The sequence below is a fragment of the Sulfurospirillum oryzae genome (assembly GCF_025770725.1).
GTDB lineage: Bacteria > Campylobacterota > Campylobacteria > Campylobacterales > Sulfurospirillaceae > Sulfurospirillum > Sulfurospirillum oryzae.
Genome location: NZ_JANZKZ010000002.1, coordinates 243798 through 267855 on the forward strand (window position 1 = coordinate 243798; position 24058 = coordinate 267855).

The 24058-nt window shown below is 39.4% G+C and carries 25 protein-coding genes; 16 read left to right on the forward strand and 9 right to left on the reverse strand.

Annotated elements, in window-relative coordinates; genetic code table 11:
* Window positions 1-23 precede the first annotated feature (23 nt).
* From sulP to N0B29_RS05785, 9 genes are read left to right on the forward strand one after another with little or no spacing between them, the layout of a single operon-like run.
* Window positions 24-1889: a sulfate permease gene (sulP, locus tag N0B29_RS05745; protein WP_263832749.1), complete on the forward strand. Its 1866-nt coding sequence runs from the start codon at window positions 24-26 to the stop codon at window positions 1887-1889.
* On the forward strand, window positions 1876-2082 hold the full coding sequence (locus tag N0B29_RS05750) for a 2-hydroxymuconate tautomerase family protein (RefSeq protein ID WP_263832750.1): 207 nt from the start codon (window positions 1876-1878) through the stop codon (window positions 2080-2082). Before sulP ends, N0B29_RS05750 begins: the two co-directional genes overlap by 14 nt.
* Window positions 2083-2142: 60 nt before the next feature.
* Window positions 2143-2820, forward strand: coding sequence for a F0F1 ATP synthase subunit A (locus tag N0B29_RS05755; RefSeq protein ID WP_263832751.1), 678 nt, complete (start codon window positions 2143-2145; stop codon window positions 2818-2820).
* Window positions 2821-2831: 11 nt separating this feature from the next.
* Entirely contained in the window at window positions 2832-3113 is a 282-nt protein-coding gene (locus N0B29_RS05760; RefSeq protein WP_263832752.1) for a hypothetical protein, read from the forward strand.
* Window positions 3088-3645: a thiamine phosphate synthase gene (locus N0B29_RS05765; protein WP_263832753.1), complete on the forward strand. Its 558-nt coding sequence runs from the start codon at window positions 3088-3090 to the stop codon at window positions 3643-3645. The genes N0B29_RS05760 and N0B29_RS05765 overlap by 26 nt, the downstream gene beginning before the upstream one ends.
* Before the next feature lie 15 nt (window positions 3646-3660).
* Window positions 3661-5091, forward strand: coding sequence for an Asp-tRNA(Asn)/Glu-tRNA(Gln) amidotransferase subunit GatB (gene gatB, locus N0B29_RS05770; RefSeq protein WP_263832754.1), 1431 nt, complete (start codon window positions 3661-3663; stop codon window positions 5089-5091).
* A 12-nt stretch (window positions 5092-5103) separates the two neighbouring features.
* Window positions 5104-5991 (forward strand): NAD(P)H-dependent glycerol-3-phosphate dehydrogenase, encoded by an 888-nt coding sequence (locus N0B29_RS05775; RefSeq protein ID WP_263832755.1) that lies wholly within the window; start codon window positions 5104-5106, stop codon window positions 5989-5991.
* Window positions 5991-7085 carry a glycoside hydrolase family 3 N-terminal domain-containing protein gene (locus N0B29_RS05780; RefSeq protein WP_263832756.1) on the forward strand — a complete coding sequence of 365 codons (1095 nt, stop codon included), beginning with the start codon at window positions 5991-5993 and terminating at the stop codon, window positions 7083-7085. Before N0B29_RS05775 ends, N0B29_RS05780 begins: the two co-directional genes overlap by 1 nt.
* Entirely contained in the window at window positions 7075-8307 is a 1233-nt protein-coding gene (locus N0B29_RS05785; protein WP_263832757.1) for an amidohydrolase family protein, read from the forward strand. The genes N0B29_RS05780 and N0B29_RS05785 overlap by 11 nt, the downstream gene beginning before the upstream one ends.
* Here the strand turns inward: N0B29_RS05785 and truA are convergent.
* From truA to glmU, 6 genes are read right to left on the reverse strand one after another with little or no spacing between them, the layout of a single operon-like run.
* Entirely contained in the window at window positions 8301-9035 is a 735-nt protein-coding gene (gene truA / locus N0B29_RS05790) for a tRNA pseudouridine(38-40) synthase TruA (protein ID WP_263832758.1), read from the reverse strand. The two genes, N0B29_RS05785 and truA, sit on opposite strands and share 7 nt — an antisense overlap.
* A 6-nt stretch (window positions 9036-9041) precedes the next feature.
* Window positions 9042-10067, reverse strand: coding sequence for an LptF/LptG family permease (locus N0B29_RS05795; protein WP_263832759.1), 1026 nt, complete (start codon window positions 10065-10067; stop codon window positions 9042-9044).
* Window positions 10060-10788, reverse strand: coding sequence for a prepilin peptidase (locus tag N0B29_RS05800; RefSeq protein ID WP_263832760.1), 729 nt, complete (start codon window positions 10786-10788; stop codon window positions 10060-10062). The genes N0B29_RS05795 and N0B29_RS05800 overlap by 8 nt, the downstream gene beginning before the upstream one ends.
* Before the next feature lie 6 nt (window positions 10789-10794).
* Complete coding sequence (locus tag N0B29_RS05805; RefSeq protein ID WP_263832761.1) at window positions 10795-11517, reverse strand: hypothetical protein; 723 nt, start codon at window positions 11515-11517, stop codon at window positions 10795-10797.
* Entirely contained in the window at window positions 11514-12725 is a 1212-nt protein-coding gene (coaBC, locus tag N0B29_RS05810) for a bifunctional phosphopantothenoylcysteine decarboxylase/phosphopantothenate--cysteine ligase CoaBC (RefSeq protein ID WP_263832762.1), read from the reverse strand. Before coaBC ends, N0B29_RS05805 begins: the two co-directional genes overlap by 4 nt.
* Window positions 12718-14019 carry a bifunctional UDP-N-acetylglucosamine diphosphorylase/glucosamine-1-phosphate N-acetyltransferase GlmU gene (gene glmU / locus N0B29_RS05815; protein ID WP_263832763.1) on the reverse strand — a complete coding sequence of 434 codons (1302 nt, stop codon included), beginning with the start codon at window positions 14017-14019 and terminating at the stop codon, window positions 12718-12720. Before glmU ends, coaBC begins: the two co-directional genes overlap by 8 nt.
* A gap of 157 nt (window positions 14020-14176) precedes the next feature.
* Between glmU and fliP the strand changes: the two genes are divergently transcribed.
* Together fliP and N0B29_RS05825 are read left to right on the forward strand one after the other, a co-directional pair.
* Window positions 14177-14878, forward strand: a complete 702-nt coding sequence (gene fliP / locus N0B29_RS05820) for a flagellar type III secretion system pore protein FliP (protein ID WP_263833330.1) — start codon at window positions 14177-14179, stop codon at window positions 14876-14878.
* The gene (locus tag N0B29_RS05825; protein WP_263832764.1) at window positions 14832-15686 is read left to right on the forward strand and encodes a D-hexose-6-phosphate mutarotase; all 855 of its coding nucleotides are present in this window, start codon (window positions 14832-14834) and stop codon (window positions 15684-15686) included. Before fliP ends, N0B29_RS05825 begins: the two co-directional genes overlap by 47 nt.
* Here N0B29_RS05825 and N0B29_RS05830 read toward each other — a convergent pair.
* Both N0B29_RS05830 and N0B29_RS05835 read right to left on the reverse strand, forming a co-directional pair.
* Window positions 15651-16172: a hypothetical protein gene (locus N0B29_RS05830; RefSeq protein WP_263832765.1), complete on the reverse strand. Its 522-nt coding sequence runs from the start codon at window positions 16170-16172 to the stop codon at window positions 15651-15653. The two genes, N0B29_RS05825 and N0B29_RS05830, sit on opposite strands and share 36 nt — an antisense overlap.
* Before the next feature lie 48 nt (window positions 16173-16220).
* Window positions 16221-17936, reverse strand: a complete 1716-nt coding sequence (locus N0B29_RS05835) for a YgiQ family radical SAM protein (protein ID WP_263832766.1) — start codon at window positions 17934-17936, stop codon at window positions 16221-16223.
* 113 nt (window positions 17937-18049) lie between these two features.
* On the opposite strand from N0B29_RS05835, the gene N0B29_RS05840 reads away from it, so the two are divergent.
* Window positions 18050-19315, forward strand: a complete 1266-nt coding sequence (locus N0B29_RS05840; protein ID WP_263832767.1) for a glucose-6-phosphate isomerase — start codon at window positions 18050-18052, stop codon at window positions 19313-19315.
* Between the two features lie 31 nt (window positions 19316-19346).
* Here the strand turns inward: N0B29_RS05840 and N0B29_RS05845 are convergent, their stop codons facing one another.
* Complete coding sequence (locus tag N0B29_RS05845) at window positions 19347-19736, reverse strand: tellurite resistance TerB family protein (RefSeq protein WP_263833331.1); 390 nt, start codon at window positions 19734-19736, stop codon at window positions 19347-19349.
* Window positions 19737-19852: 116 nt separating this feature from the next.
* Here N0B29_RS05845 and N0B29_RS05850 point away from each other — a divergent pair, with 116 nt between their 5' ends.
* From N0B29_RS05850 to N0B29_RS05865, 4 genes are all read left to right on the forward strand, one after another.
* Window positions 19853-20437 carry a TetR/AcrR family transcriptional regulator gene (locus N0B29_RS05850; protein WP_263832768.1) on the forward strand — a complete coding sequence of 195 codons (585 nt, stop codon included), beginning with the start codon at window positions 19853-19855 and terminating at the stop codon, window positions 20435-20437.
* A 3-nt stretch (window positions 20438-20440) separates the two neighbouring features.
* On the forward strand, window positions 20441-21331 hold the full coding sequence (locus N0B29_RS05855; protein WP_263832769.1) for an NADH-quinone oxidoreductase subunit B family protein: 891 nt from the start codon (window positions 20441-20443) through the stop codon (window positions 21329-21331).
* Window positions 21318-22661 carry a nickel-dependent hydrogenase large subunit gene (locus N0B29_RS05860; RefSeq protein ID WP_263832770.1) on the forward strand — a complete coding sequence of 448 codons (1344 nt, stop codon included), beginning with the start codon at window positions 21318-21320 and terminating at the stop codon, window positions 22659-22661. The genes N0B29_RS05855 and N0B29_RS05860 overlap by 14 nt, the downstream gene beginning before the upstream one ends.
* 232 nt (window positions 22662-22893) lie before the next feature.
* Window positions 22894-24051 (forward strand): hydrogenase small subunit, encoded by a 1158-nt coding sequence (locus N0B29_RS05865; RefSeq protein WP_263832771.1) that lies wholly within the window; start codon window positions 22894-22896, stop codon window positions 24049-24051.
* Window positions 24052-24058: the final 7 nt, after the last annotated feature.

The following is a 24058-nucleotide window of genomic DNA, read 5'->3' on the forward strand; positions in this document are numbered from 1 at the left end:
GTTAGATTAATGGGAGAATTGTATTGAAATTTAATTATTGGCTACCAAGAAGCATTGCTATCTTGAAAGAAGGCTATAGTATTTCAAATTTGTCAGCAGACTTTATGGCTGGAACAACGGTGGCGATCATTGCCCTTCCTTTAGCAATGGCTTTTGCAATTGCAAGTGGCGTGAGCCCCGAGAAGGGTATTTTTACCGCTGTTATTGCAGGGTTTCTCATCTCTTTTTTAGGGGGAAGTCGGTACCAAATCGGAGGTCCTACAGGGGCATTTGTTGTTATTTTGTATGCGATAGTACTCAAGCATGGCTATGATGGGTTAGCACTTGCGACATTAATGGCAGGTGTGATGTTGATGTTGATGGGCTTTTTTAGGTTAGGAAGTATCATCAAGTTTATTCCATACCCTGTGACTGTTGGTTTTACCGCTGGTATTGCTCTCATTATCTTTTCTTCACAAATGAAAGATTTTTTTGGTTTTAATATTGCTAAAATGCCTGCTGAGTTTGCAGACCAATGGGTCATTTATGCGGAAAATGCAAGTCACTTTAATGTCTATTCTCTGGTTATTGGGTTTTTGAGTGTCATTGTATTGCTCAATTTCCGTAAAATTTATCCTAAAATTCCAGCTCCCATTATTGTGATCGTCCTTTCTTCCATAGTTGTAGCACTTTTTCAGCTTCCTGTTGAAACCATTGGATCACGATTTGGCTCTATTCCTTCCACACTTCCAAGTCCAAGTATTCCTCTTTTTTCACTGGAAAAAGTACGAGCTGTTTTTTCGGACGCCATTACGATAGCGCTTTTAGGAGCCATTGAGTCATTGTTGTCGTGCGTTGTGGCTGATGGTATGTCCGGAGACAAGCATCACTCCAATAAAGAGCTCATTGCACAAGGGCTTGCCAATATCGCTGCACCATTGTTTGGAGGTATCGCTGCAACGGGTGCTATTGCTAGAACCGCAACCAACATTAAAGCAGGTGCTTTTAGCCCAATTTCAGGCATGATTCACGCATTGATGCTTTTAATTTTTATGTTTTTATTTTCCAAGTGGATTTTACTAATTCCTATGGCAGCTTTGGCCGCTATTTTAGTTGTTGTAGCTTGGAATATGAGTGAATTTCATCACTTTAAAGCGATCGCATTAAAATCTGAGAAATACGACAAAATTGTTCTCTTTACCACTTTCTTCTTAACGCTTTTTATCGATTTGAATACAGGCGTTCAGATGGGTATTTTATTTGCAGCCCTTTTATTTATTAAGCGTATGAGTTTAGTCACAGATGTTAAAGATCAAAGACAAGATTTTTCTATCTCGTTAGATGAAGAAGATGAAGAGGTTGAAAAAGCGGATCCTTACGCGATTAGCAATCGTATTGTTCCCGCGGGTGTTGAAGTCTATGAAATCAATGGTCCTTTCTTTTTTGGTGTTGCCGATAAGCTCAAAGGGGTGCTTGATTCGGTGAGTAAGTTTCCTGAAGTCTTTATCTTACGTATGCGTCATGTCCCTATGATGGACGCAACAGGATTTCATGCGTTAGAAGAGTTTTATGAATTGTGTAAAAAAGGCAATGCGCAGCTGGTGCTTTCGGGTGTCAGTGAAACTATTAAGGCGAAATTGAAGCGTTTTGGATTCGATGTCATTATTGGCGAAATTAATATTACCGATAATATCGACTTAGCGCTTGCACGTGCCAATGACATCTTACTGAAAAAAGAACAAGAGAAGTTCTATGCACATATCAAAATTTCCAAAGAAAGAGTGAGCGAAGACCAAAAGGAACGTATTATTGCAGGGACACAACACTTACTTATGGAGATTTTAGGTAAAAAATCAACAGATACGGTTGTGGAAATTGAAGAAGAGGAAGATAAAAATGCCTTACGTTAACATCAAAATCACTAAAGAGGGTGCAACAAAAGAGCAAAAAGCGGAGCTGATTGAAGGTGTTACAAACCTTTTAGTTAAGGTTCTTGGTAAAAATCCAGCTACAACCGTTGTCACAATTGATGAAGTTGATATGGATAATTGGGGCATAGGTGGCGAGCAAGTGAGCGAACTTCGCAAAAAACCGAAGCATTAATCTACTATTAAATGATTTATAGGTACAATCACGAAAAATTATTAACGAAGGAAATGTGTAATGGGCGAAATGTTTACATTTTTAGGTCTTATTAATCACACTCATGACTTCATCTTTGTATCCCATATTGTTTTAGTTGGCGTTATCAGTTTTGTTTTGGCAAAACTTGCAACTTCTAAAATGCAACTGGTACCAAGTGGTGTTCAAAATGTCATGGAAGCGTATCTTGAGAGTGTCATCTCTATGGGTAAAGATGTCATTGGAGAAGAATTGGCGCGTAAATATTTACCACTTGTAGCAACAATTGGTTTGATGGTATTTATTGCAAATGTTATTGGTATTATTCCTGGTTTTGAATCACCAACAGGTAACCTTAATATGACACTAGCACTTGCTTTGATGGTGTTTGTTTATTATAACTTTGAGGGTATTCGTGTTAATGGTGTTGTGCATTATTTTGCACACTTCATGGGACCATTGAAAGTTTTAGCACCTCTTATGTTCCCAATCGAAATTGTTTCTCACTTTTCAAGAATTGTCTCTTTGACATTCCGACTTTTCGGTAACATTAAAGGTGACGATCTTTTCTTAGCAGTTGTTTTGATGCTTGCTCCTTGGATAGCACCACTTCCTGCGTATGCGCTTTTAACATTCTCTGCATTCTTGCAGACATTTATTTTTATGATTTTGACTTATGTTTATCTTGCAGGTGCTGTTTTAATTAGCGAAGAGCACTAAAAAGAAGAGACGTGTTAACACACAAAACGCGTTTTGAAAAACTCCTCAGTCTGTTGCAAGGAGCCTCTTGGGCACTTGCAATAGCTGGTGGAGGCTATACCTTCCTTGCTTTACTCCCTTTTGGTTTTATTGTCGCTTCCATCATTGCGCTTTTCTTCTTTTTAACAGGGTGTTTTTTTGTTATTATTTTTGAAATGGCACAACTACAACTGGATAAACTAGATGAGCTAAAAAAGCAAACATATCTTTTAGAAAAACTCTCCTGTGATGATCAAACACTATCTCATCACTGATCCTTATTTTTATACCTCAGATCCTTTTATATGTGTTCAAAAACTTTTACATGTAAAGGCAAAACACCAGCCTGATTACATCTGTTTGAGAGACAAAACAACCTCTGATTATACCTCGCTTGCTAAAGCTGTTGCAAGGGCAGGCATTCAAGATGAAAGAACCAAACTCTATTTGCATACGGATTTTATGCTTGCACATCAACTCGGCTGTGCTGGCGTGCATCTACCTTCCACTGCTTTACATGTAATCCAAAATGCTAAAGCCTTAGGCTTGGAAGTGATTGCAAGTACGCATACATTAGAGGAAGTAGAGGAAGCTCAAAAAAGAGGAGCAGATGCGATCACATTTAGTCCCATTTTTGCAACGCCCAATAAGGGCAAACCGCTTGGTTTAGAGAAGTTAAAAGAAATAAATGATAGAATCCGCGTTAAATGTTTCGCGCTTGGTGGCATCATCAATATGGAGCAAGTGAAAGCTTGTGAAGAGGTTGGTGTGTACGGTTTTGCCTCAATTCGCTTTTTTATAGATTAATCCCAAAGGGTATTTATGCAATTTGAAGTTGTTATTGGACTTGAAGTTCATGCTCAGTTAAATACAAAAACCAAGATTTTTTGCAGTTGTCCAACCAGTTTTGGCGACGAACCTAATACCAACGTGTGTGAAGTCTGTTTAGGACTTCCTGGAGCTTTACCTGTTTTAAACAAAGAAGCTGTCAAAAAAGCCATTGCACTAGGCACTGCTATCAATGCAACCGTTAATCAAAAATCTATTTTTAACCGTAAAAACTACTTCTACCCAGACCTTCCAAAGGGTTATCAAATCAGCCAATTTGAGATACCTATCGTTGAAGCGGGTGAAATTTATATTGACTTTGAAGATGGCACAACAAAACGCATTGGTGTGACACGCGCGCACCTTGAAGAGGATGCTGGTAAAAACATTCACCACGGTAATGTCTCTCATGTGGACTTAAACCGTGCTGGAACACCGCTTCTTGAGATTGTGAGTGAGCCTGATATGAGAAGCTCAGAAGAGGCAATTTTGTATCTTAAAAAGCTTCATGCCATTTTACGCTACCTCGACATCAGTGATGCCAATATGCAAGAAGGAAGCTTCCGTTGTGATGCGAACGTTTCTATTCGCCCTAAAGGCGATACGAAGCTTTATACCAGAGCTGAGATTAAGAACCTAAACTCATTTAAATTTATCCAAAAAGCGATTGACTACGAAGTAGAGCGTCAAAGTAATGCCTGGGAAGATGGCATTTATGAGAGGGAAGTGGTTCAAGAAACCAGACTTTACGATACTGAAAAAAATGAAACAAGAAGCATGAGAGGTAAAGAAGACAGTGCTGAGTATCGCTATTTCCCAGATCCAGACCTATTGCCAGTGCTTATTCCTGATGATATGCTCGCAGAGTGTATCCAAATTCCAGAACTTCCCGATCAAAAGCGTGATCGTTTCCTTAAAGAGTATGGCATTAAAGAGTACGATGCCAATGTGATTACCTCCAGTGTTGAAATGGCGCATTTTTACGAAACTATGATCAATGAAGGCGCAGGGGCTAAGAACTCTGTAACATGGCTCACCGTTGAGCTTTTGGCGCGATTAAGTCATGGTGTGACTCTTATGACTTCGCCTGTGGATGCAATTAAACTAGCAGCGATTGTTAAACGCATTGAAGATGGGACCATTAGTGGCAAAGCGGCGAAAGAGGTACTTGATTATCTGATGGAAGAGCGTGTGAGTGTTGATGATGCCATTGAAAAACTCGGTCTTAAACAAGTCAGTGATGATGGTGCAATTTTAGCAATCATCGATGCAATCATCAGTGCAAATGCTGATAAAGTCGCAGAATACAGAAGTGGAAAAGATAAACTTTTTGGTTTCTTTGTTGGTCAAACGATGAAAGAGAGCAAAGGGGCAGCTAATCCTGCTAAAGTGAATGAACTTTTAAAATCTAGACTTGATGTATAAGCGAGGGAGAGCGTGAGTATAGCGGTCATTGGAGCTGGGAAATGGGGACAAGCACTTCAGTTTGCACTTTCTCGTAATGTTACATGTAAGATCACCTCACGCCAAATAAAACCTCTTGAAAACTTTGTCAGCCTTGAAGAGGCTTTAAAGTGTGAGTACCTTATCTTTGCACTTCCTGCTCAAGTCGTTCGTGGCTGGCTTGAGGCGCATTTTACATTTAGTGGTCAAAAAATTCTGGTTGCTGCCAAAGGCATAGAGCAGGGAAGTGGGGCATTTCTGAATGAAATTTTTGCCAAGCATGTTCCCGAAGATCATCTCAGTTTTTTATCGGGTCCATCATTCGCAAGTGAGGTCATGCAAGGACTTCCTACTGCCGTTGTCATTAATTCAACCAATGAAACCCTCTCCAAAGAGTTTGCCGCATTTTTCCCAACATTTATTAAAACGTATACTTCTAAAGATGTCATTGGTGCGGAAGTGTGTGGGGCTTATAAAAATGTTCTTGCCATTGCGAGTGGTATTTGCGATGGACTAAAGCTGGGCAATAATGCAAGAGCGAGTTTAATCGCCCGTGGTCTTGTTGAGATGCGCCGTTTTGGAAAATTCTTTGGTGCGCAGGATGAGACTTTTTTGGGCTTAAGTGGCGCAGGAGATCTTTTTTTAACCGCTTCAAGTACGCTCTCTCGTAACTACCGTGTCGGTCTTTTTTTGGCTGAAGGCAAAAAACTTGAAGATATTTTAAATGAATTAGGTGAAGTGGCAGAGGGTGTGTTTACTTCCGAAGCAATCTTCGAGCTTTCCACTAAACATTCTATTTATACACCCATTGCCCATGAAATAGCACTTATTCTAAAAGGCAAAGAGCCTCGAATAAGCGTGAAAGATTTATTGGCTGATTGATGCTAAAAATCCTACTTACTTGCCTACTTTTTTCTTCGCTTTTGCACGCTAAAACACCTCCTTTGGAAGATATGATTGCCCAGATGATTATGATTGGTTTTGATGGAACCAAAGAGGGTGATAAATGGGTTGACCAAATCGCCAAAGACATTAAGCGTGAAAAGATTGGCGGGGTTTTCTTAATGGATAAAAACATTCAAAGCCCGACACAACTTAAAAAACTCAATGAATATCTCAAATCAGGAGCACCTAAAGGACTTCCTTTAATTGTTGCTGTGGAGCATGAGGGTGGAGAGAAGAGTAATTTTGAAGCTAAAAAAGGCTTTAGTGAAATCCCAAGTGCTTATGAGCTCTTCAAAAGTAAAGATATTTCTGAGACGGAACAACTTTACCAAAAGCTAAGTCAGGATCTTGCTAAAAGCGGTATCAATGTCAACTTTGCGCCCGTGCTTGATCTTCAACCCAAAAGCGATGTCTTTGAAAGCGCAAAATTACAACGAAGTTACTCTAGCTATGAAGAGATCGTTACAACGTATGCAATGCTTTTTATTAATGCGCTTCATGCTGAGGGTGTAATGCCCGTTGTCAAATATTTTCCAACAGCAGGTGCTAATCTTTGGAATAACTTTTCCAGTGAAGAAGATGTCACCAAAACATGGCGTTTTGAACAGTTAAAACCTTATTATGATCTCATCGCTTTTGGTAAAATGGATGCTGTGTTGATGTCGCATGTAATGCACAAAGAGATTGACCCAAAAAATCCAACACTCTTTTCAAAATTGGTTATTCAAGGGCTCCTTCGAGATAAAATGCACTTTGAAGGTGTTGTTTTTGCTGATAATTTGCGAACAAATTCCATTGCAAGCAGTGTTGACTTTAAACAACGCGTCATTCGCTCTATTGATGCAGGTGCAGATATATTAGTCTTTACAAACTATTTTGCAGATAACGCCAGTATGCCTTTTACGATTAATAAAATTATTACCGATGCCATTAAAAATGGAGAGTTAAAAGAGGAGCGCATAGCGCTTTCTTATGAGCGTATTGTGAATTTCAAACAAAAATTATCAAAGCGAGGAAGCCATGTTAATTAAAAATGCTTTTGTATCAACCACGCAAGGTCTTGCGTGTAAAGATGTGCTGATTGAAGAGGGAAAAATCGTTGCAGTTTCAGATCATCTTGATGCATCTACCCATGAAGTCATTGATGCAAGTGGACTTTATCTCCTTCCTGGTCTTATTGATCTTAACGTGCGTTTTTCCAACAGTTGCCTCAATCAAGAGCATATTGATAAGCTTGCCAACAGTTGTTTAAAAGGCGGTGTCACTACGGCGGTGGTTATGTCTGATTTTACGCCTCGACTGGACAGTGCAACGCTGCTTGAGTTGGTTAAATTTAAAATTGATCAAGCCAAAATCACGCTTCAAATCAGTGCTCCACTTGCTGATGAAAAAGAAGATCAGCTTCATAATATCGCTACGCTTTTAAACAATGGTGCAGCGGCAATCTTAGCAGACTCTCATCGTAATGCAAACTTACTTCGTCGAGGCATGCAATACGCTACAATGAAAAAAAGACCTTTCTTTGTGCAATGTTACGAGCCAAATTTGGATGACAATGGTTTGATGAATGATGGTGTTATCGCTTCTAAATTAGGGCTTTCTGGCATTTCAAAAATCTCTGAAACTGCCGAAGTGGCAAAGCTTTCAGAACTCGCACGTTTTTATGGTGCAACCGTCGTGTTAAAATCACTCTCAACCAAGCGTTCATTAGAGATTGCAAAAGAGCATAAAGCACTTCAATCTAAGCTTTACACCGAAGTTTCTATTCATCATCTGAGCAAAAATGATAGCAGTTGCGATGGTTTTAATACCTATGCAAAACTGATGCCACCGCTTCGCGAGGAAACAGAGCGACAAGCTTTAGTTGGAGCACTCAAAGAGGGGTTAATCGATGTTCTGACTTCCTCACATTCACCAAAGTCCATTTTGTATAAAGATGTAGCATTTGAGGATGCGGCATTTGGTATTGGCTCTATTGAAGAGTTTTTAACACTTGCGTATACATTCTTGGTTAAAAATGATGTCATTGCTCTTGGTGAACTGATCCGTATTTGTTGTCAAAACCCAGCTGAAGTATTGGGACTTTCTCATACAAAAGGTGCCATTAGCGTGGGATACGATGCCGATTTAGTTTTATTTGACCCTAAAGAGAGCTATACCGTGACCAACAAACATTCACTTTACTGTGGCAATACTCTTTATGGAAAAGTCAAAAAAGTTGTTGTGGACGGAAAGTTACTGCTAAATCAATAAAAGACGCGTGAGAGGTAAAGTCCACACGCTGGTATAAGTGATGTGGACACTTTCATTTGACGATCACGCTGTGCGATAAGATCATTAAAACTGAGCAATCCCTCAGATGCTTTGAGCAAACTTCCACACATCATACGCACTTGTGATCGCAAAAAGGCATCTCCTATAAAATAGATAATAATAAGATTTTTATACCGATACGCCCCTGCTTTAAAGATGGTACGCTCATCTTTCGTTGTACCCCCACCCAGTTTTTTAAAATACTCAAAGTTATGAAATCCAACAAAAACTTGTGCATAATCATTTAATTTCATAACATCTAGTGGTTTTACATGGTAGGCATAATTGGCTAAAAAAGGCTGATACGCACCATCATATAAGACATAGCGATAAAGTCTTTTTTTTGCATCAAAACGGGCATGAAACGAAGAATCAACGTGTGTAATACTCTGAATGAAAATGTAAGGTTTTAAAAAGCCATTCAGATGGGATTGAAGTTTTGAAAGATCACTCCAAAAAGAGGGGAGGTCTACATGTAAGACTTGGTGCATTGCATGAACACCTGTGTCTGTTCGTCCACTTCCTACAAGTGTCGCATCAACATTCACACGCCTAAAAGCTCTTGTAATGGCCCCCGCAACGCTCTGTGTTGTGATTGTTTCGTTTTTTTGGATTTGGAAGCCATGAAAAGCACTTCCATCATAACTTACAGTAATTTTAACACGCATAGAAATTTAAAAAACAGCACGAATGCGCTTTTGATAGATTTTATAAGCGATAAAAAAAGTTATAAGGAAAACAACGAGTGGTGCGATTTGTGGCTGCCACGTTGAAACGAGAGTTGTTAGAATAAGATAGATAGAGATCGTTGCAAACATGGCGATATAGATACCACCTTTGTTATAACGATACGTCACAATACCAATACTGAGTGCAATAAACGTTGAGGCAATAGGGAAAAGTGCAATAAGCAAGAAAAATGAAAGATCGTATGCGCGTCTTGAATCAACAAAAACACCATCCCAATACTCTTTGATACTTTGCATGGCTCCAACAGCGGTTTTTGGTTGTGAGTTGATGTGCATACGTTCAAAATCGACTTGTTGAATAGCATCTTTTGTAAACTCAAAAATTTTCCCTTGTTCAAGGTTAAGTCTAAGGACGCCTTTTTCATTGTCAATTATTGCATTGGAGGCAATAATAAGCTTTTCATCTTCTTTTTGAGTGGCGACTTGGTAGAGCGTCACACCACTGTAAAGTTTGTTGTCATCGCTGTGTTCAATATAAACTAACCAATCAGCAAATTTTTGACCAAATTCATTGGCTTTGATATTAAATTTTGCTTCGGCTTTTTTGTACTCTAAAAAGTTCGCATTGAGCTGTTTTGAAATAGGGATAAGCACAAAAATATCAAGAATTAGTAAAAATGAGAGTATGGAGGAGAGTGATAAAAAGAGTTGTGCAATTTTTTTAGGATTGTAGCCGAGCGTAAAAAGGACAATAGTCTCATTCTCTTTGGAGAGGTTAAAAAGTGTGATACAAAGCGCAATAAAAAACGTAATAGGAAGTGTATAGACCAATGTTTTAGGCAAAAGGTAGATATAAAGTGTTCCTAGCTCTAAAAAGTTCATCTTGATAATGGCTGTAAGTGCCGTAATTTTGATAAAAAAGACCACCGATGTGATAAAAAAGAGAATAAAAAATAACGAGCTAAAGAGCTCACTAAAATGTTGTAAAAGATAGCGACTAACTCTATTCATAGATTAATTCCAGTATATGTAAAATGGGTGTATCAAAAAGCCATGTGATTAAAAGACCAAGGGCTAAAAAAGGTATAAAGGGAAGTTCCAAGCCACGTTTGCGCAGAAGCATAAACGCTATTAGCGCAATAACGGCCGCAATGTAAATAGCAACAAATCCCAGCTTTATGCCAAGCAGGGCTCCCATGATACCCGCAATGATAATATCCGCTTCTCCCATAACCTCTTTTTTTGCAAGTGCCGAGACAAGAAAGCGTAAAAGGGTAAATGCACCCATAAATAAGAGCCCATTTTGCAGTGCTACCAGAGGATTACCAACACAAAAAGCGATGAGAAGTGCTGGCAGGCTGAGAGCATCAGGAACCGCTTTAAAGCGAAGATCAATGATGCTCAGTGCCAATAAAAGGGCTAAAACACTGCCGACTAAAAGTGCTTGAAGAACATTCTCTAGGCGTAGATAACAAAGCCCATACAAAAGGGCAGAGCAGAGTTCTACGAGAGGATATTGAAAAGAGATGCTTTCATGACAAAAAGCGCATTTTCCGCGCAGAGCAAGCCATGAAAAGAGCGGGATATTGTGGTACCATTTGAGCGGATGAAGGCATGATGGACAGTGTGAGGCAGGAAAATTGATGCTCATATTTTTTGGCATGCGCAAAATAGCGACATTTAAAAACGATCCAATACAAAGTCCAAAAAGTACGATCAAAATGCCTTCCATAACCCACTAACCCTTTAAATCTAATACCATATCGCTCAGATCAAAAAGAGGTTTAATCTCTTTTTGCAGAGTAAGGTGTGTAATGATACCTAATTTCGCACTCTCTTTTTGCAAATAATGGAAACTTTTCTCATACATTGCGCTTATATGAAGCTCTGTTTGGCTTAAAATGCCCCATAGTGGCCCTAAATGCTCAAAAGCAAGGTAAATAAGAAGCGTTTCATCTGTCTGCTTTTGAAACTGCACCATGACTTTTTTTCCTTGGTGAATTAAAGGGATATGAATGGTTGCTTTTGAGAGGGCTAGAAGCATATAGCCGTATATTTTAAAAAGCTCCTTTGAGAGCTGTTCGTTGCTGAGTTGTTTAAGTAAAAAAGCCTTGAAATCATTGAAACTAAAGCTTTTTCTCTCAAATAACTGTTCAATGGAGATCGGTAAAAAATAAGCTTCATTTTCAAAAAGTTGTGGCTGTCTGTAAAGGTTTGAAATAGTTAAGATGCCACCTTTACTCTCAAAAAAATTTGCCCAGTATTTTTGCCCAACTTTAAGGTTTTGATTGCTTTTAGTGGTCAGCTCTTTTCGTCCAATTTTCAAACGATAACGCAAGGCATCTATCTGTTTGAGTACTTCAATGGTTACAGGTAAATTGGCATTAAAATTGATACTAGAACTACTGGTATGCCCAATATCTTGACCAATTCCTGCTAATTTATGAAGCGTAGAGATCATAGGTGTGAACACTGCTCCACAATCTGTTCAGCGATCTCAAATTTACCTGCTAAGGCAAATTTTTGGACATGCGAAGTGGTGATAAAACTGATCTCATTTTTAGTGCTTCCAAAAGTGTTATGATCTTTAAGGACATTAAGACATACCGCATCTAGACCTTTTTTTTCTAGCATGGCACCTGCATTACCAAGCGCTTTGCTTTCATCCATCTCTGCTTTAAAGCCGATGACTTTGAAGCCTTTTTTAGGAAGGGATGAGAGCACATCGATATTGCGTTTAAGCTCTAAGCTATAGGTCTCACCCAACTCTTCTTTTTTGAGTTTGCCCTCATGCGTTTTGATAGGTACAAAATCACTCACGGCTGCTGCCATGAGAAGATAAGGGGTTTTATCGTTTTTATTCACATATTGCATTTGAGAGAGAAGGGCACTTTGAAGCTCATACGTGCTTTTTACATGTAACGTATTGATCGCATTAACCATAGGTGTTTCACCACTGCTGATGAGTGTGACATTGGCACCTTTGAGGTAAAATGCAAGAGCAAGGGCTGAGGCTTGTTTTCCGCTGGAAAAGTTGGTGAGGCATCTCACATCATCAATTTTCTCCATGGTGCCACCACCCGTGATAATGACTTCTCGATCAACCCAAAAAGACTCTTTGAGAAGTAGCCTAGCGCATGTGTAGAAAATTTGCTCAACATCAGCAAGCGCACCTACACCTTCGTCATTACACGCAAGTAATTTGGATTGCGGGGCGATGATTTGATAACCAAGTGAGATAAGTTTGGTAAGGCTCTCTTGTGTGATAGGGTTTAGCATCATATTAGTATTAGCCGATGGGGCTAGAACAATAGTTTTAGTAAATGCGATCGCCGTTTGTGTTAAAAGGTTGTCTGCAATGCCATGAGCGAGTTTATTGATCGTATTAACCGAAGCAGGGGCTATAATGAAAAGGTTCGCCCATTTACCCGTGTGAATGTGACTAAGCCCTTCACTCCACGATTCTGTTTCTACATGTAAAACCTTATTTTGACTGATCGCTTCAAAGGTAAGAGGCGTGATAAAACGCTTGGCATCTTCGCTCATAAGCACCTTAACTTCAGCTCCCGCTTTGATAAAAAGGCGAATAAGCTCTAATGCTTTATAGATCGCAATGCTTCCAGTTACGCCTAAAAGGATTTTTTTACCCAAGAGTTGGTTGTTACGCATCTTTTTTTCCAAAAAATTTATAGAAGAATCCCTCAATGATTTTAAGCGGTTCACGGTTGATCGCTAGGGCTCCTTTAGGGATGTCTTTGGTTACAGTTGTACCTGAAGCAATGAGGACATCATCCGCAATGGTAACAGGCGCAACAAGTTGAGTATCGCTACCGACGAAAACATTTTTGCCGATGATGGTTTTGTATTTTGCTTTACCATCGTAGTTACATGTAATCGTCCCACAGCCGATGTTCGTTCCCTCATCAATGGTAGCGTCACCCAAATAACTCAGATGTCCCGCTTTAACCCCTTTGAGAGTGGACTTTTTAATCTCGACAAAATTGCCAATGTGTGTATCTTCGATGATTGAGTCTGGTCGAACACGAGCCATAGGCCCTATGTCAGAGTTTTTGATGACACTTTTTTCAATGACCGAGTGCGCTTTAATATGCGCATTTTCTAGCATCGTTCCTTTAAGCAATGTGACACCATTTTCAAGTTTACATTCACCTTTTATCTGCACATCCGCTTCAATGTAGATGGTTTGAGGTAAGCGCATACTCACACCTTGTTCCATAAAACGGCGTTTAATGCGATCTTGCATCAACTCTTCGGCTTGGGAGAGGTGATATTTAGAGTTGACACCCATAAAGGTTGCTTCATCCACAAAAAGGGCTTTTACTGTTTTGTTCTCGACATTGGCTAAAGCAATTAAGTCCGTGATGTAATACTCTTTTTGACTGTTTTGGTTGGAAAGTTTAGGAAGATTCTCTTTTAGAAAATCGGTCTTAAAGAGGTAAACACCCGCATTTACGGCAGTTACTTTTTTCTCTTCAACACTCGCATCTTTCTCTTCAACGATTTTTTCCACGTTATAATGGGCATCCATAATGACACGCCCATAGCCAAATGGCTCTTTACATGTAAACGCACTCATGACAACGTCTGCTTCTAAATGTGTAAAATTTTGCATATTTTCTGCTTCAAGCAAAGGCATATCGCCATTGAGTACCAGCAAACGCTCATATTTTGGTACAACACCACGGATCGCACCACCCGTACCTGGGAAGTTTTGATGGTCTTGTATGCTATAGTGGATATTTTTAAAATGACGGTTCATTTTTTCTTGAACAAGGTCTGCTTGGTGGTATAAAATAACATGGATGTCGTCGCTGATCTTTTGTGCCTCTTTGATGATGTGGTATAACATCTCAAAGCCGCTGATCTCATGAAGTACCTTTGGAAGTGTGGACTTCATGCGAGTTCCAAGCCCCGCAGCCATAATCGCAATTGAAATATTCATTAATTGTGTTCCTAAGAGTCAGATTAAATCTATTTTAACGAAAAGTTGTTTAAAGATTAAAACGTTTTTAACGCAAAACCAACTAAAATCACAAGATAATATTAAAGGAAGCCATTTGAAGAACGCGAAGAGAATTTTACTTTTACTCTTGATTTGTATGACACCGATGGCTTTTGGTGCCGATACAATCCCTACGGTCAATCTTTCTCTCAGCGCACCTAACTCACCTCAACAGTTGGTAACCAGCCTTAACCTCGTTCTTGTTTTAACCATTCTGGTCTTAGCGCCTTCACTCATCTTTATGATGACCAGCTTTTTACGTCTTTTGATCGTCTTCTCTTTTTTGCGTCAAGCTCTTGGAACACAGCAAATGCCGCCATCTCAAGTGATGGTCTCTTTGGCGATGATTTTGACGTTTTTTATTATGGAACCGGTGATGAAAGAGTCGTATGAGGTCGCCATAAAGCCTTATTTGGCAGAAAAGATGAGTTACCAAGATGCATTTGAGAAAGGCTCTGCCCCTTTTAAAGCGTTTATGATTCGCAATACGCGTGAAAAAGACTTAGCGCTTTTCTTTCGTATTCGTAACCTTGAAAACCCTAAAAACATTGAAGATGTACCTTTGACCGTGGCAATGCCAGCATTTATGATCAGTGAGCTAAAGACTGCTTTTGAGATCGGCTTTTTGCTTTACTTGCCATTTCTTGTTATCGACATGGTGGTCAGTTCCGTTTTGATGGCAATGGGTATGATGATGCTCCCTCCTGTTATGATCTCACTTCCTTTTAAACTCTTGATTTTTGTTCTTGTTGATGGATGGAATCTTTTGGTGCAAAAACTCGTGGAGAGTTTCCATTAACGCTCACTCTATTAAAAATACTCCAATAGGTTTTGAACTTCACCATCCGCTTTTTGATGCAACCATTTTAAGACAAGGTGCGCAACTGATTCATTTTCAGCCTAAAGGTGGCGAGCCACTTTTTTGGAGTGCGGAGCTTTCAACGTTTGAAAAAGGCAAAGCATTTCGAGGTGGCATTCCTCTGTGTTGGCCGTGGTTTGGAAAAGCGGGCAGCCCCGCTCATGGATTTGCTCGTATTTTAGAGTGGGATTTGATCAAACATGAAGAAAGCGAAGAGGGTGTGCAACTCATCTTTGAACTGCATGACTCCGCAACGACACGTGCTCTGTGGTCTTATGCGTTTACCACACGACTCGAAATGAACTTGGGGCGCGATGTTGAACTCTCTTTACATGTAAACGCAGAAAAAGAGAGCACCGCTGCACTTCACTCCTACTTTATATGTAAGCATATTAACGATGTGAAAGTGATAGGGCTTGGTCGCACTTATAACGACTCATTACAAAATGGAGCGTCGTGTAAAAGTGGAGATGAATTTTTACATGTTAATCAAACCATTGATCGTATTTACACACATCCAGAGCCAGAAACTCTGCTTCAAGAGAATGATCGTACCATAAGCATTTTTCACGAAAATCATAGCGATGTTGTTGTGTGGAATCCATGGCTTGAGGGTAGTTCAAAACTAGCTGATATGAAAGAGGATGACTATACACAAATGCTTTGCATTGAAAGTGCGAGAATCACAGAGCCTTTGAAGTGCCAAGATCGTTTACATGTAAAGATCAAAACCCTTTTGCTGCTTTAAAATACTATCAAAAAGTTTTTGTGCTTCTTGGAGCATTTTTTCATTCTGTTTTTGGGCTTTTTCTAAAATCTTATCAAGGCTTTTTAAAATTGAATTGTTTGTATAATTTTGTGTATTGAGATCTTTGATAGTTGGTAGTTTACTGTTGATGTCATAAGCCGTATTGGTTGTTTTTGCTTGCGTTGTTGGACTGTCGCTTTCTTGTACATTTTTAAGATATTCGTCCATCATTGGCTGGATGACTTTCATTGCCGCATCAATCTCTTTTTGATCGTTTGCATCAATACCATCGCCTTTATAATGGAAATTGTAGCCATACGCATGGGTAAGTGTCATCGTTGTTGTTTGTGTTTTACCGTCACTTGCTTGTGAGAGTTCGGTTGAGCGTTCATCATACATACTAAGATCAATCACGTCACCACTGCTGGTTTGAAGAGAAAATCCAAAGGTGTTTGAACTGTAGCTTGCGGCATTGATACTTTGCATGATGACTCCTTAATGATTAGAACCTAAATCGGCACAAATCATTTTTATTTAACTATCAAAACCACTGTAAAATTTGCGCTCTTTTGAGACAACGATCTCTTTTTGACGTTCTTTTTTGTGCATATCTTTTTCCACAAAAAGAGGCTTTCGCGTTATAGGGTGTAAGCCTGTATAGTACATGAGTGTTGCATAGGTTGAAGGCGTTGGTGTAAAGATCTGCGCTTGTTCAGGATTGATTTTTAACACATTGCTCGCAAACTGCTTTAAGGAGTGCATGTGCTTCTCTTCACAACCTGGGTGTGCGGCAATGAGGTAGTAGGTTAAAAACTGTTTTTTACCAGACTCACGGCTCAATCTATCAAAAAGTGCTTTAAACTCGACTAAGGACTCTTTTCCGGGTTTCCCCATCAGTGCTAAAATTTCATCGTCGATGTGCTCGGGGGCGATTTTCATCTGACCGCTGAGGTGATGCTCAACAATCTCTTTAAGATACTCATACCCATAAGACTTATCATCGCTAATAAGATCATAACGAATACCCGAAGCGACAAACGCTTTTTTAATGCCGGGGAGTGCTCTTACTTTGCGTAGGAGATCAAGTTGTTTTTTATGCGTTGGTTTGAGTGCTTTGCAGAGTTTTGGGAACATACAACTTTTATCTTCACATGTTCCTTTGGAGAGTTTTTTAGAACACTCGTAACCGTACATATTTGCCGTTGGTCCTCCAAGATCGGAGATAATGCCTTTAAAATCCTTGTACGTGGTAAAGTGTTTTGCTTCTTTGAGAATGGAATCTTCACTACGGCTTCTGATGGTTCTGCCTTGATGTACGCTAATTGCGCAAAAGCTGCATTCACCATAACAGCCTTGATGCGTTGAAATGGAAAATTTAATCGTCTCCAGCGCTTTAACCGCGCCATCTTTTTTATGGTAAGGGTGAACATCTCGCATAAAAGGAAGCGCGCTTACTTCATCCATCTCTTCTGTGGTTAAGTAAAGTGCAGGCGGGTTTTGAATGAGGTAGCGAGCATCCACTTTTTGGCAAAGCCCTTTGGCTGAGATAGGGTCATTGTTGTGGTAAAAGATGTCGAACATGTCCATAAATTTGAGCTTATCCGCAAGCGTTTCATCGTGGCTTGGAAGCGTTAAATACTCCTCTTTTGGCTCTTTTGAAATGTAGCATAACCCTTTTACATGTAAAGGCTCAATCCCCTTTTTTAGGGCATCTGCAAACTCAACAATGCTCTTATCTGCCATGCCATACAGGAGATAATCAGCCTTGGCGTCGAACAAAATGGGTTTGCGAAGTTTGTTGCTCCAAAAATCATAATGTGTCACACGTCTAAGACTCGCTTCAATGCCGCCTAGCATAATAGGCACCGTGTTTTTAAAGTTTTGGCGGATAAGGTTGGTGTAAACAAGGCTCGCTCGATCAGGTCGTTTGTTATTGATACCACCAGGGGTATAATCATCAGAATTGCGAAATCTCTTTGTAGCTGTGTAGTTCGACACAAGCGAATCCACACTGCCGCCACTGACACCCCAAAAGAGCTTTGGCTCACCCAAACGGCTAATATCATCTTTACATGTAATGTCGGGTTGCCCGATAATGCCTACTTTATAGCCCGCTTTTTCCAATACACGCCCTACGACAGAAACGCCCATGTAAGGGCTGTCTATATAGGCATCAGAGGTGATGAGAATGACATCAAGTTGTTTCCATCCTCGATCCAACATCTCTTCGTGTGTGGTTGGTAAAAACATAGGCTTCCTAGTCGTTAGATAATAGGTGAAAATATACCACAACACCTCTATGTTTTGGCTTTTTTAAGATTGTTAGTAGTAATATCACACCAATTATCATTTGGAGGATAAGTTTGAAAAATTCACTCTATTTTAACATTAAAGTAGAAGAGGGCATCTTCGATAAAATCGTAGCAGAGCAAAAAACAATTGGCTACTATGCATTGCCAGATCAAGACATTAGCGCACTTCTTAATTACCTAGAAGAGTTTAAAGCAAAAAATGACTACGATGCGATTAAAGACGTTGCTATTATTGGTATTGGTGGTAGTTCACTAGGCCCTAAAGCGATTTTTAGAGCGCTTCAGGGTATTCGTGATTTTGACAAACGCTTGCATTTGTTCGAGAGTACCGATCCTGCATCCATTCGCTCTACGCTCAATAAACTAGACATTAAAAATACCCACTTTTTTGTCATCAGTAAATCAGGCACAACGATTGAGACAATCTCCGTTTACAAATATGTTCTCTCCCTTTTAAAAGCTAAAGATATTTCACTTGATTATCGCTTTACCTTTGTCACCGATGATGGTTCAAAACTAGAAGCACATGCTAAAACATTTAACTCGTTTGTTCTACACATTCCGGTTAATGTCGGTGGACGTTTTTCTGTTTTAAGTGCGGCAGGACTTGCACCTCTTTTATTGGTTGGTGTGGATATTCAAAGACTGCTTGATGGTGCTAAAGCGATTAAAAAAAGCTTCTTTGAAGATGGTTACATCAAAGAGACGTTGATGAAAAAAGCGACCTATTACGCTAAAAACTCAATGCACTACAACATCAACACGCTTTTTGCGTATTCAGAGAGTTTGGATTGTTTTACGGACTGGTATGTTCAGCTTTGGGGTGAGAGTTTGGGTAAAAAACAGCGCCACAGCAGCTTTAACGTAGGTCTGACACCGGTAGGGCTTATTGGTCCAAAAGATCAACACTCGTTCTTACAGCTCATTGTTGAAGGACTTCGCGATAAAAGTGTTACCGTACTTAAAATCGAAAATTTTGACGATAAGATCAAAATACCTGCCATTACGCTTAAAGAACTTGAGAACTTGGATTTGATGAATGGCATTGCGTTTTGCGATCTCATTAATATGCAAGCAGATTCGACCATTGAAGCACTTCTTGATAAAAAAGATATTCCAATCGACACAATTACCCTTCAACATATTGATGAAGAAAACATCGGAAAGTTGATTTTCTATTATGAGCTTTTAACATCACTTGTTGGTCAAATGATGAATGTTAATACTTACGATCAACCCGGTGTTGAGAGCGGTAAGAAGATATTAGAAGGAAAACTTCTCGAAGAGAAGAAAAATACAGGTAAAAAAGCTCACTAGACTTTTAGGCTGGGAAGAAATTCCCAGCTTTTTAAACTGCAGTAAAGACGAGCGCTTGCTCGTAAAGTGATGAACCCATTTTCCCCCACATTGAAAACAGATGCATTTCTTTCTCACCTAGATGAAATTTTTGTGCAATTTTATCCATAATTTTGTGTTCATAAATACCAAATTGATCATCAATATGCACCAAGACCATCAGCGCAAGGGCAGCAATTTTTTGACTTTGTGCTGATCTAAAAACAGTTAAAGTATCTTCCAAGACAAAATGTTCCAAGTTAATTTCGATATTTTCAATGCCCATTTCGGTGCAGTATTCATCTATCACTTCACGCTCTTTGGGACCGTATTCTCCATCTTGTTTTGCAACATATTGCGCGAGTTGTAAAAAAGCAAATTTTTCTTCAGTTTTGAGTTTCATAAGTAACAATTTGTACTCCTTTAATATTGGATCGATGAAATTATAGTAAAACATTTTAAATAAATATTAATAAACATGCTAAAATGAGCAAAGTGTATTTCAAAAGGATATGCCAAATGGATAAAAAACGACGTAAAAGCGAAAAGATTTTAGAGGCAGCATTGATGCTGTTTTCAACACAAGGTTTTTATGCAACTACAATTCCCGATATTGCCAAAGCGATGGGTATGAGTGTCGGCAACATCTATAATTATTTTTCCTCCAAAGAGTTGCTTGCTAAAGAGATCATCAAGTACTCATCCGATATTTTAGGCGCTGAAATTCGTACAGTCAATGAAGAAGAGTGTCCCATTAAAGAAAAAATACGAAAAATCGTTGCTGTTTATTTTGAAATGGCTTCTTCCAAACCTCAGCATATTAACTACTTTTTACGTGTTTATTTAGCCAATAAAGAGGTCTTTAAAGATGGTTGCGAAGGGATGCTTTGTGTTTCGTCATTTGTAACGGAATTGATGATCTTTTTTGAAGATGGTGTCTCCAAAAAAGAGCTACGTAATCAAGATTTCTTCTCGGCTTTTGGTCTTTTTATGGGGTATCTAGGTGGTTTTGTTTTCCTCAATGGCGAGGGGGTTTTGGATAAAGATCTCAGGCATTATGTGGATGACATATCTTTAAATATTTACAATGCGTTAAAACAATAGTCAATGTCTCGCAAATCCTCTATTGTCTGGCTACAAGGTCTTACATGTAATGGCAACAGCCACTCTTTTTTGAACTACCCGCAAATGGCAAGTTTTGCAGCTTCTTTTGAAATGCTTTATCATCCTTTAATATGTGGCGCGCAGAGTTTTGAAACACTGCTGCAAAGTGATGAGCCATTTGATTTTTTGATTTTAGAAGGTGCGTTAAGCCATGATGAGCGTTTGCTTCAAAGGTTTAATACCCCTTTTTACGAGATACTGGATAATTTTGCAAGCAGAGCCAAGCATATTATCTGTGCAGGTAGTTGTGCTAGTTTTGGGGGTATTTTTAGACTGCGTGATCCTGAGTTAATTTCGGGAGCTCTTTTTAATGGAAAAGAGAGGGGCGGCTATTGGCTTGAAAAAAGAAATGTAATTAATATTCCAGGATGTCCTGTGCATCCTAGGTGGCTGGTTGAAACACTTTTAGAGCTGCACCAAGGCAATCAATTGCTTTTAGATGAACTTTTACGCCCTAAGGAAATTTTTGCTTACTTGGCGCATCACGGTTGTTTGCGTAATGAATATTTTGAATGGAAAGTTGACAGTAAACAACTAGGGGAAAGAGAGGGGTGTCTGTTTTATGAGCATGGCTGTCAAGGCCCTATGAGCCATGCCAATTGTAACAAAATTCTTTGGAATTCTGTCAGTTCTAAAACCAGAGCAGGTTCTCCTTGTTTAGGCTGTACGGAGTTTGATTTTCCTCACATGGCACTCTTTGAAACACAAAAAAATATGTCTTTACCTCAAACGCCTTTTGGCATCAGCAAACGTGCTTATTATAGCCTTGCTGGTATTGCCAAAAGCTTTAAGATTGAAAGACTTGAAAAGAAGTTGATAGATGAAGATCACTAAAGAGATCATACAACGAATCGAAGGAGAGGCAACCTTAGAGCTTGAATGGGAAAATGAGCGTGTTAATTTTGCTAAAATCAAATTTTTTAACTATCGTGGCATTGAGGAGATTTTACAAAAACGTCCTTTATTAGATGCGCTTGTCTTGACACCTCGTGTATGTGGCATCTGTTCTCATTCTCATGCGATGGCGTCTGTCTTAGCTATGGAATCTCTTTTAGCGAACACTGGGGAGGTTTTACATGTAAGCCAAAAAGCCAAAGATATTCGTGAAATTGCACTCAATGCCGAGAAAATTCATAATCATATCAAATGGTATTTTTTCACGATTCTTCCAGAGCTCAAAAAAATAGCCGATCCATCTTATGAGGGTAATGCTTTTAAAGAGAAACTTTGGTATCATGCTCAACAAGCTGTGATGGAGAGTTTGAGCATGGGATCGCATTTTTCTGGGCAATGGCCTCATGGCTCCTTTGTGATGCCAGGTGGTGTTACATGCGATCCTCTAAAAAGTGATGTCATAAATGCATTAGGGTATCTAGATCGTGTCATTGCTTTTTGTGAGGAGCACTTATACGGTATGGAACTTGAGGAATTTTTGAGTTTTGACTCAGCTTTGCAAGTCATGTCAGCTCCCTGCGCACTTGCCTATGGTATTGATGAAATGCTCAAATATGGTTTTGATAGTTTAGGCCGAAGTTATGATCGTTTTCTTGCTTTAGGCGAGTCTTTTATGTATGAAGGAGCTCTTAAAGCTAGTAAAACAACGGTTTTAAGTGCAGATATTAAGTATGTGCATGAAAGTTTAGATCACACTTTTTTTGCGGACAAATACAAAGGTTATACCTATTCTAAGAGTGCTCTGTATAAAAAAAGTTATTTTGAAGTAGGACCATTGGCGCGTTTGATGGTAGCGAAAGAGCCTTTGATGCGGGATTTCCACAGAAGATTTAAAGATGCTGTGTTAACACGCGTTGTTGCCCGTGTCATTGAATGTGCCCATTTACTCTCGCGGACGAAAACACTCCTTTTAGAACTCAATCTAAAAGAGCCTTCTTTTTCGCCTCCTAAACAAGATATTCACACGTTGAGTGGCGAAGGCATGGGCGTGATTGAAGCGCCACGAGGAACACTCATTCATCAAGTTTCGGCGCATCATGGAATGATTAAGTCTTATAACATTATCACCCCAACGGTTTGGAATCTTGGTAATGGAGATAGAGATAATCCTGCGACGGCACAAAAAGCACTTATTGGTCTAAATTCATTTACCAAAGCGGACTTTATCCTCAAAAGTTTTGATGTTTGTTCGGTTTGTACTACTCAATAATAAATCGTTGGTCGTGTGACAATTTAGCCATTTTTAATATAATACTCTTTTTATCCTCTTTTTTTGTTACGTATTTACTCCCTTTGATTAAAAAAGCCTTAATTCCTTGTATTCCCAGCATATTGTGAAACATTTTTTGATTTAATTCTTAATGAATAGTCATTCAGGTAAATAACTATTGCCTGAATGGAGAGTCAAAATTGATCTTGGAAAATTTACACAGGAGAAACTGATGGAACACGCAAAACTGTACGAAAGGCTTGCTGAGAGACTTAGCAATCTTGAGAAGTTCCCCCGAATTAAGGAGGAAAAATCTATTGCGGCATTGATGGAAGAACATGGTATCAGCCGTAGAGATTTTATGAAGTGGGCAGCAGGTGTTACTGCAATGTTGTCTTTACCTTCAGAATTTACGCCACTTATGGCGCAAGCTGCTGAGCTCACAGATCGTTTGCCGGTCGTTTGGTTGCACATGGCAGAATGTACTGGTTGTAGTGAAAGTTTGTTAAGAACAGACGCTCCAACAATTGATAGTTTGATCTTTGATCACATCTCATTAGAGTATCATGAGACTTTAATGGTAGCTGCTGGTTGGCAAGCTGAGCACAATTTAGAGAGTGCTATTGAGAAATACAAAGGTAAATTCATTTTAATGGTTGAGGGTGGTATTCCAGCTGGAAGCAGCGAATTCTTCTTAACTGTTGGACCACACGGACAAACAGGTCAAAAAAGTGCTCAAAAAGCAGCAGATGCTGCAGCAGCAATTTTTGCTATTGGTTCTTGTTCAAGTTTTGGTGGTATCCAAGCGGCTCATCCAAACCCAACCAATGCTCAACCTCTTAGCAAAGTAACAAATAAACCCGTTATTAATGTTCCAGGCTGTCCTCCAAGTGAGAAAAATATTGTTGGTAACGTATTACACTATATTCTTTTTGGAACCCTTCCAGCACTTGATGCTTACAATCGTCCAAAATGGGCTTATGGTCTTAGAATTCATGATCTTTGCGAAAGACGTGGTCACTTTGACGCGGGTGAATTCGTTCAAGAGTTCGGCGATGCAGGTGCTAAAAAAGGTTTCTGTCTTTATAAAGTGGGTTGTAAAGGTCCTTATACCTTTAATAACTGTTCACGCGAGAGATTTAACCAACATACTTCTTGGCCAGTTCAAGCAGGTCACGGTTGTATCGGTTGTTCAGAACCAGGCTTCTGGGACAATATGGGACCATTTGAAGAGCCTCTAGGTGATAGACTTTACCATACAGTTTACGGTGAAGGTGCTGATAAAACTGCTGATAAAGTCGGTGTTGCACTTCTGACTGCAACTGCGGTAGGTATTGCGGCTCATGCAGCAATTGCTGCGGTTAAGGGCAGTGGAAAAACTGAAGAATAATAGAAGG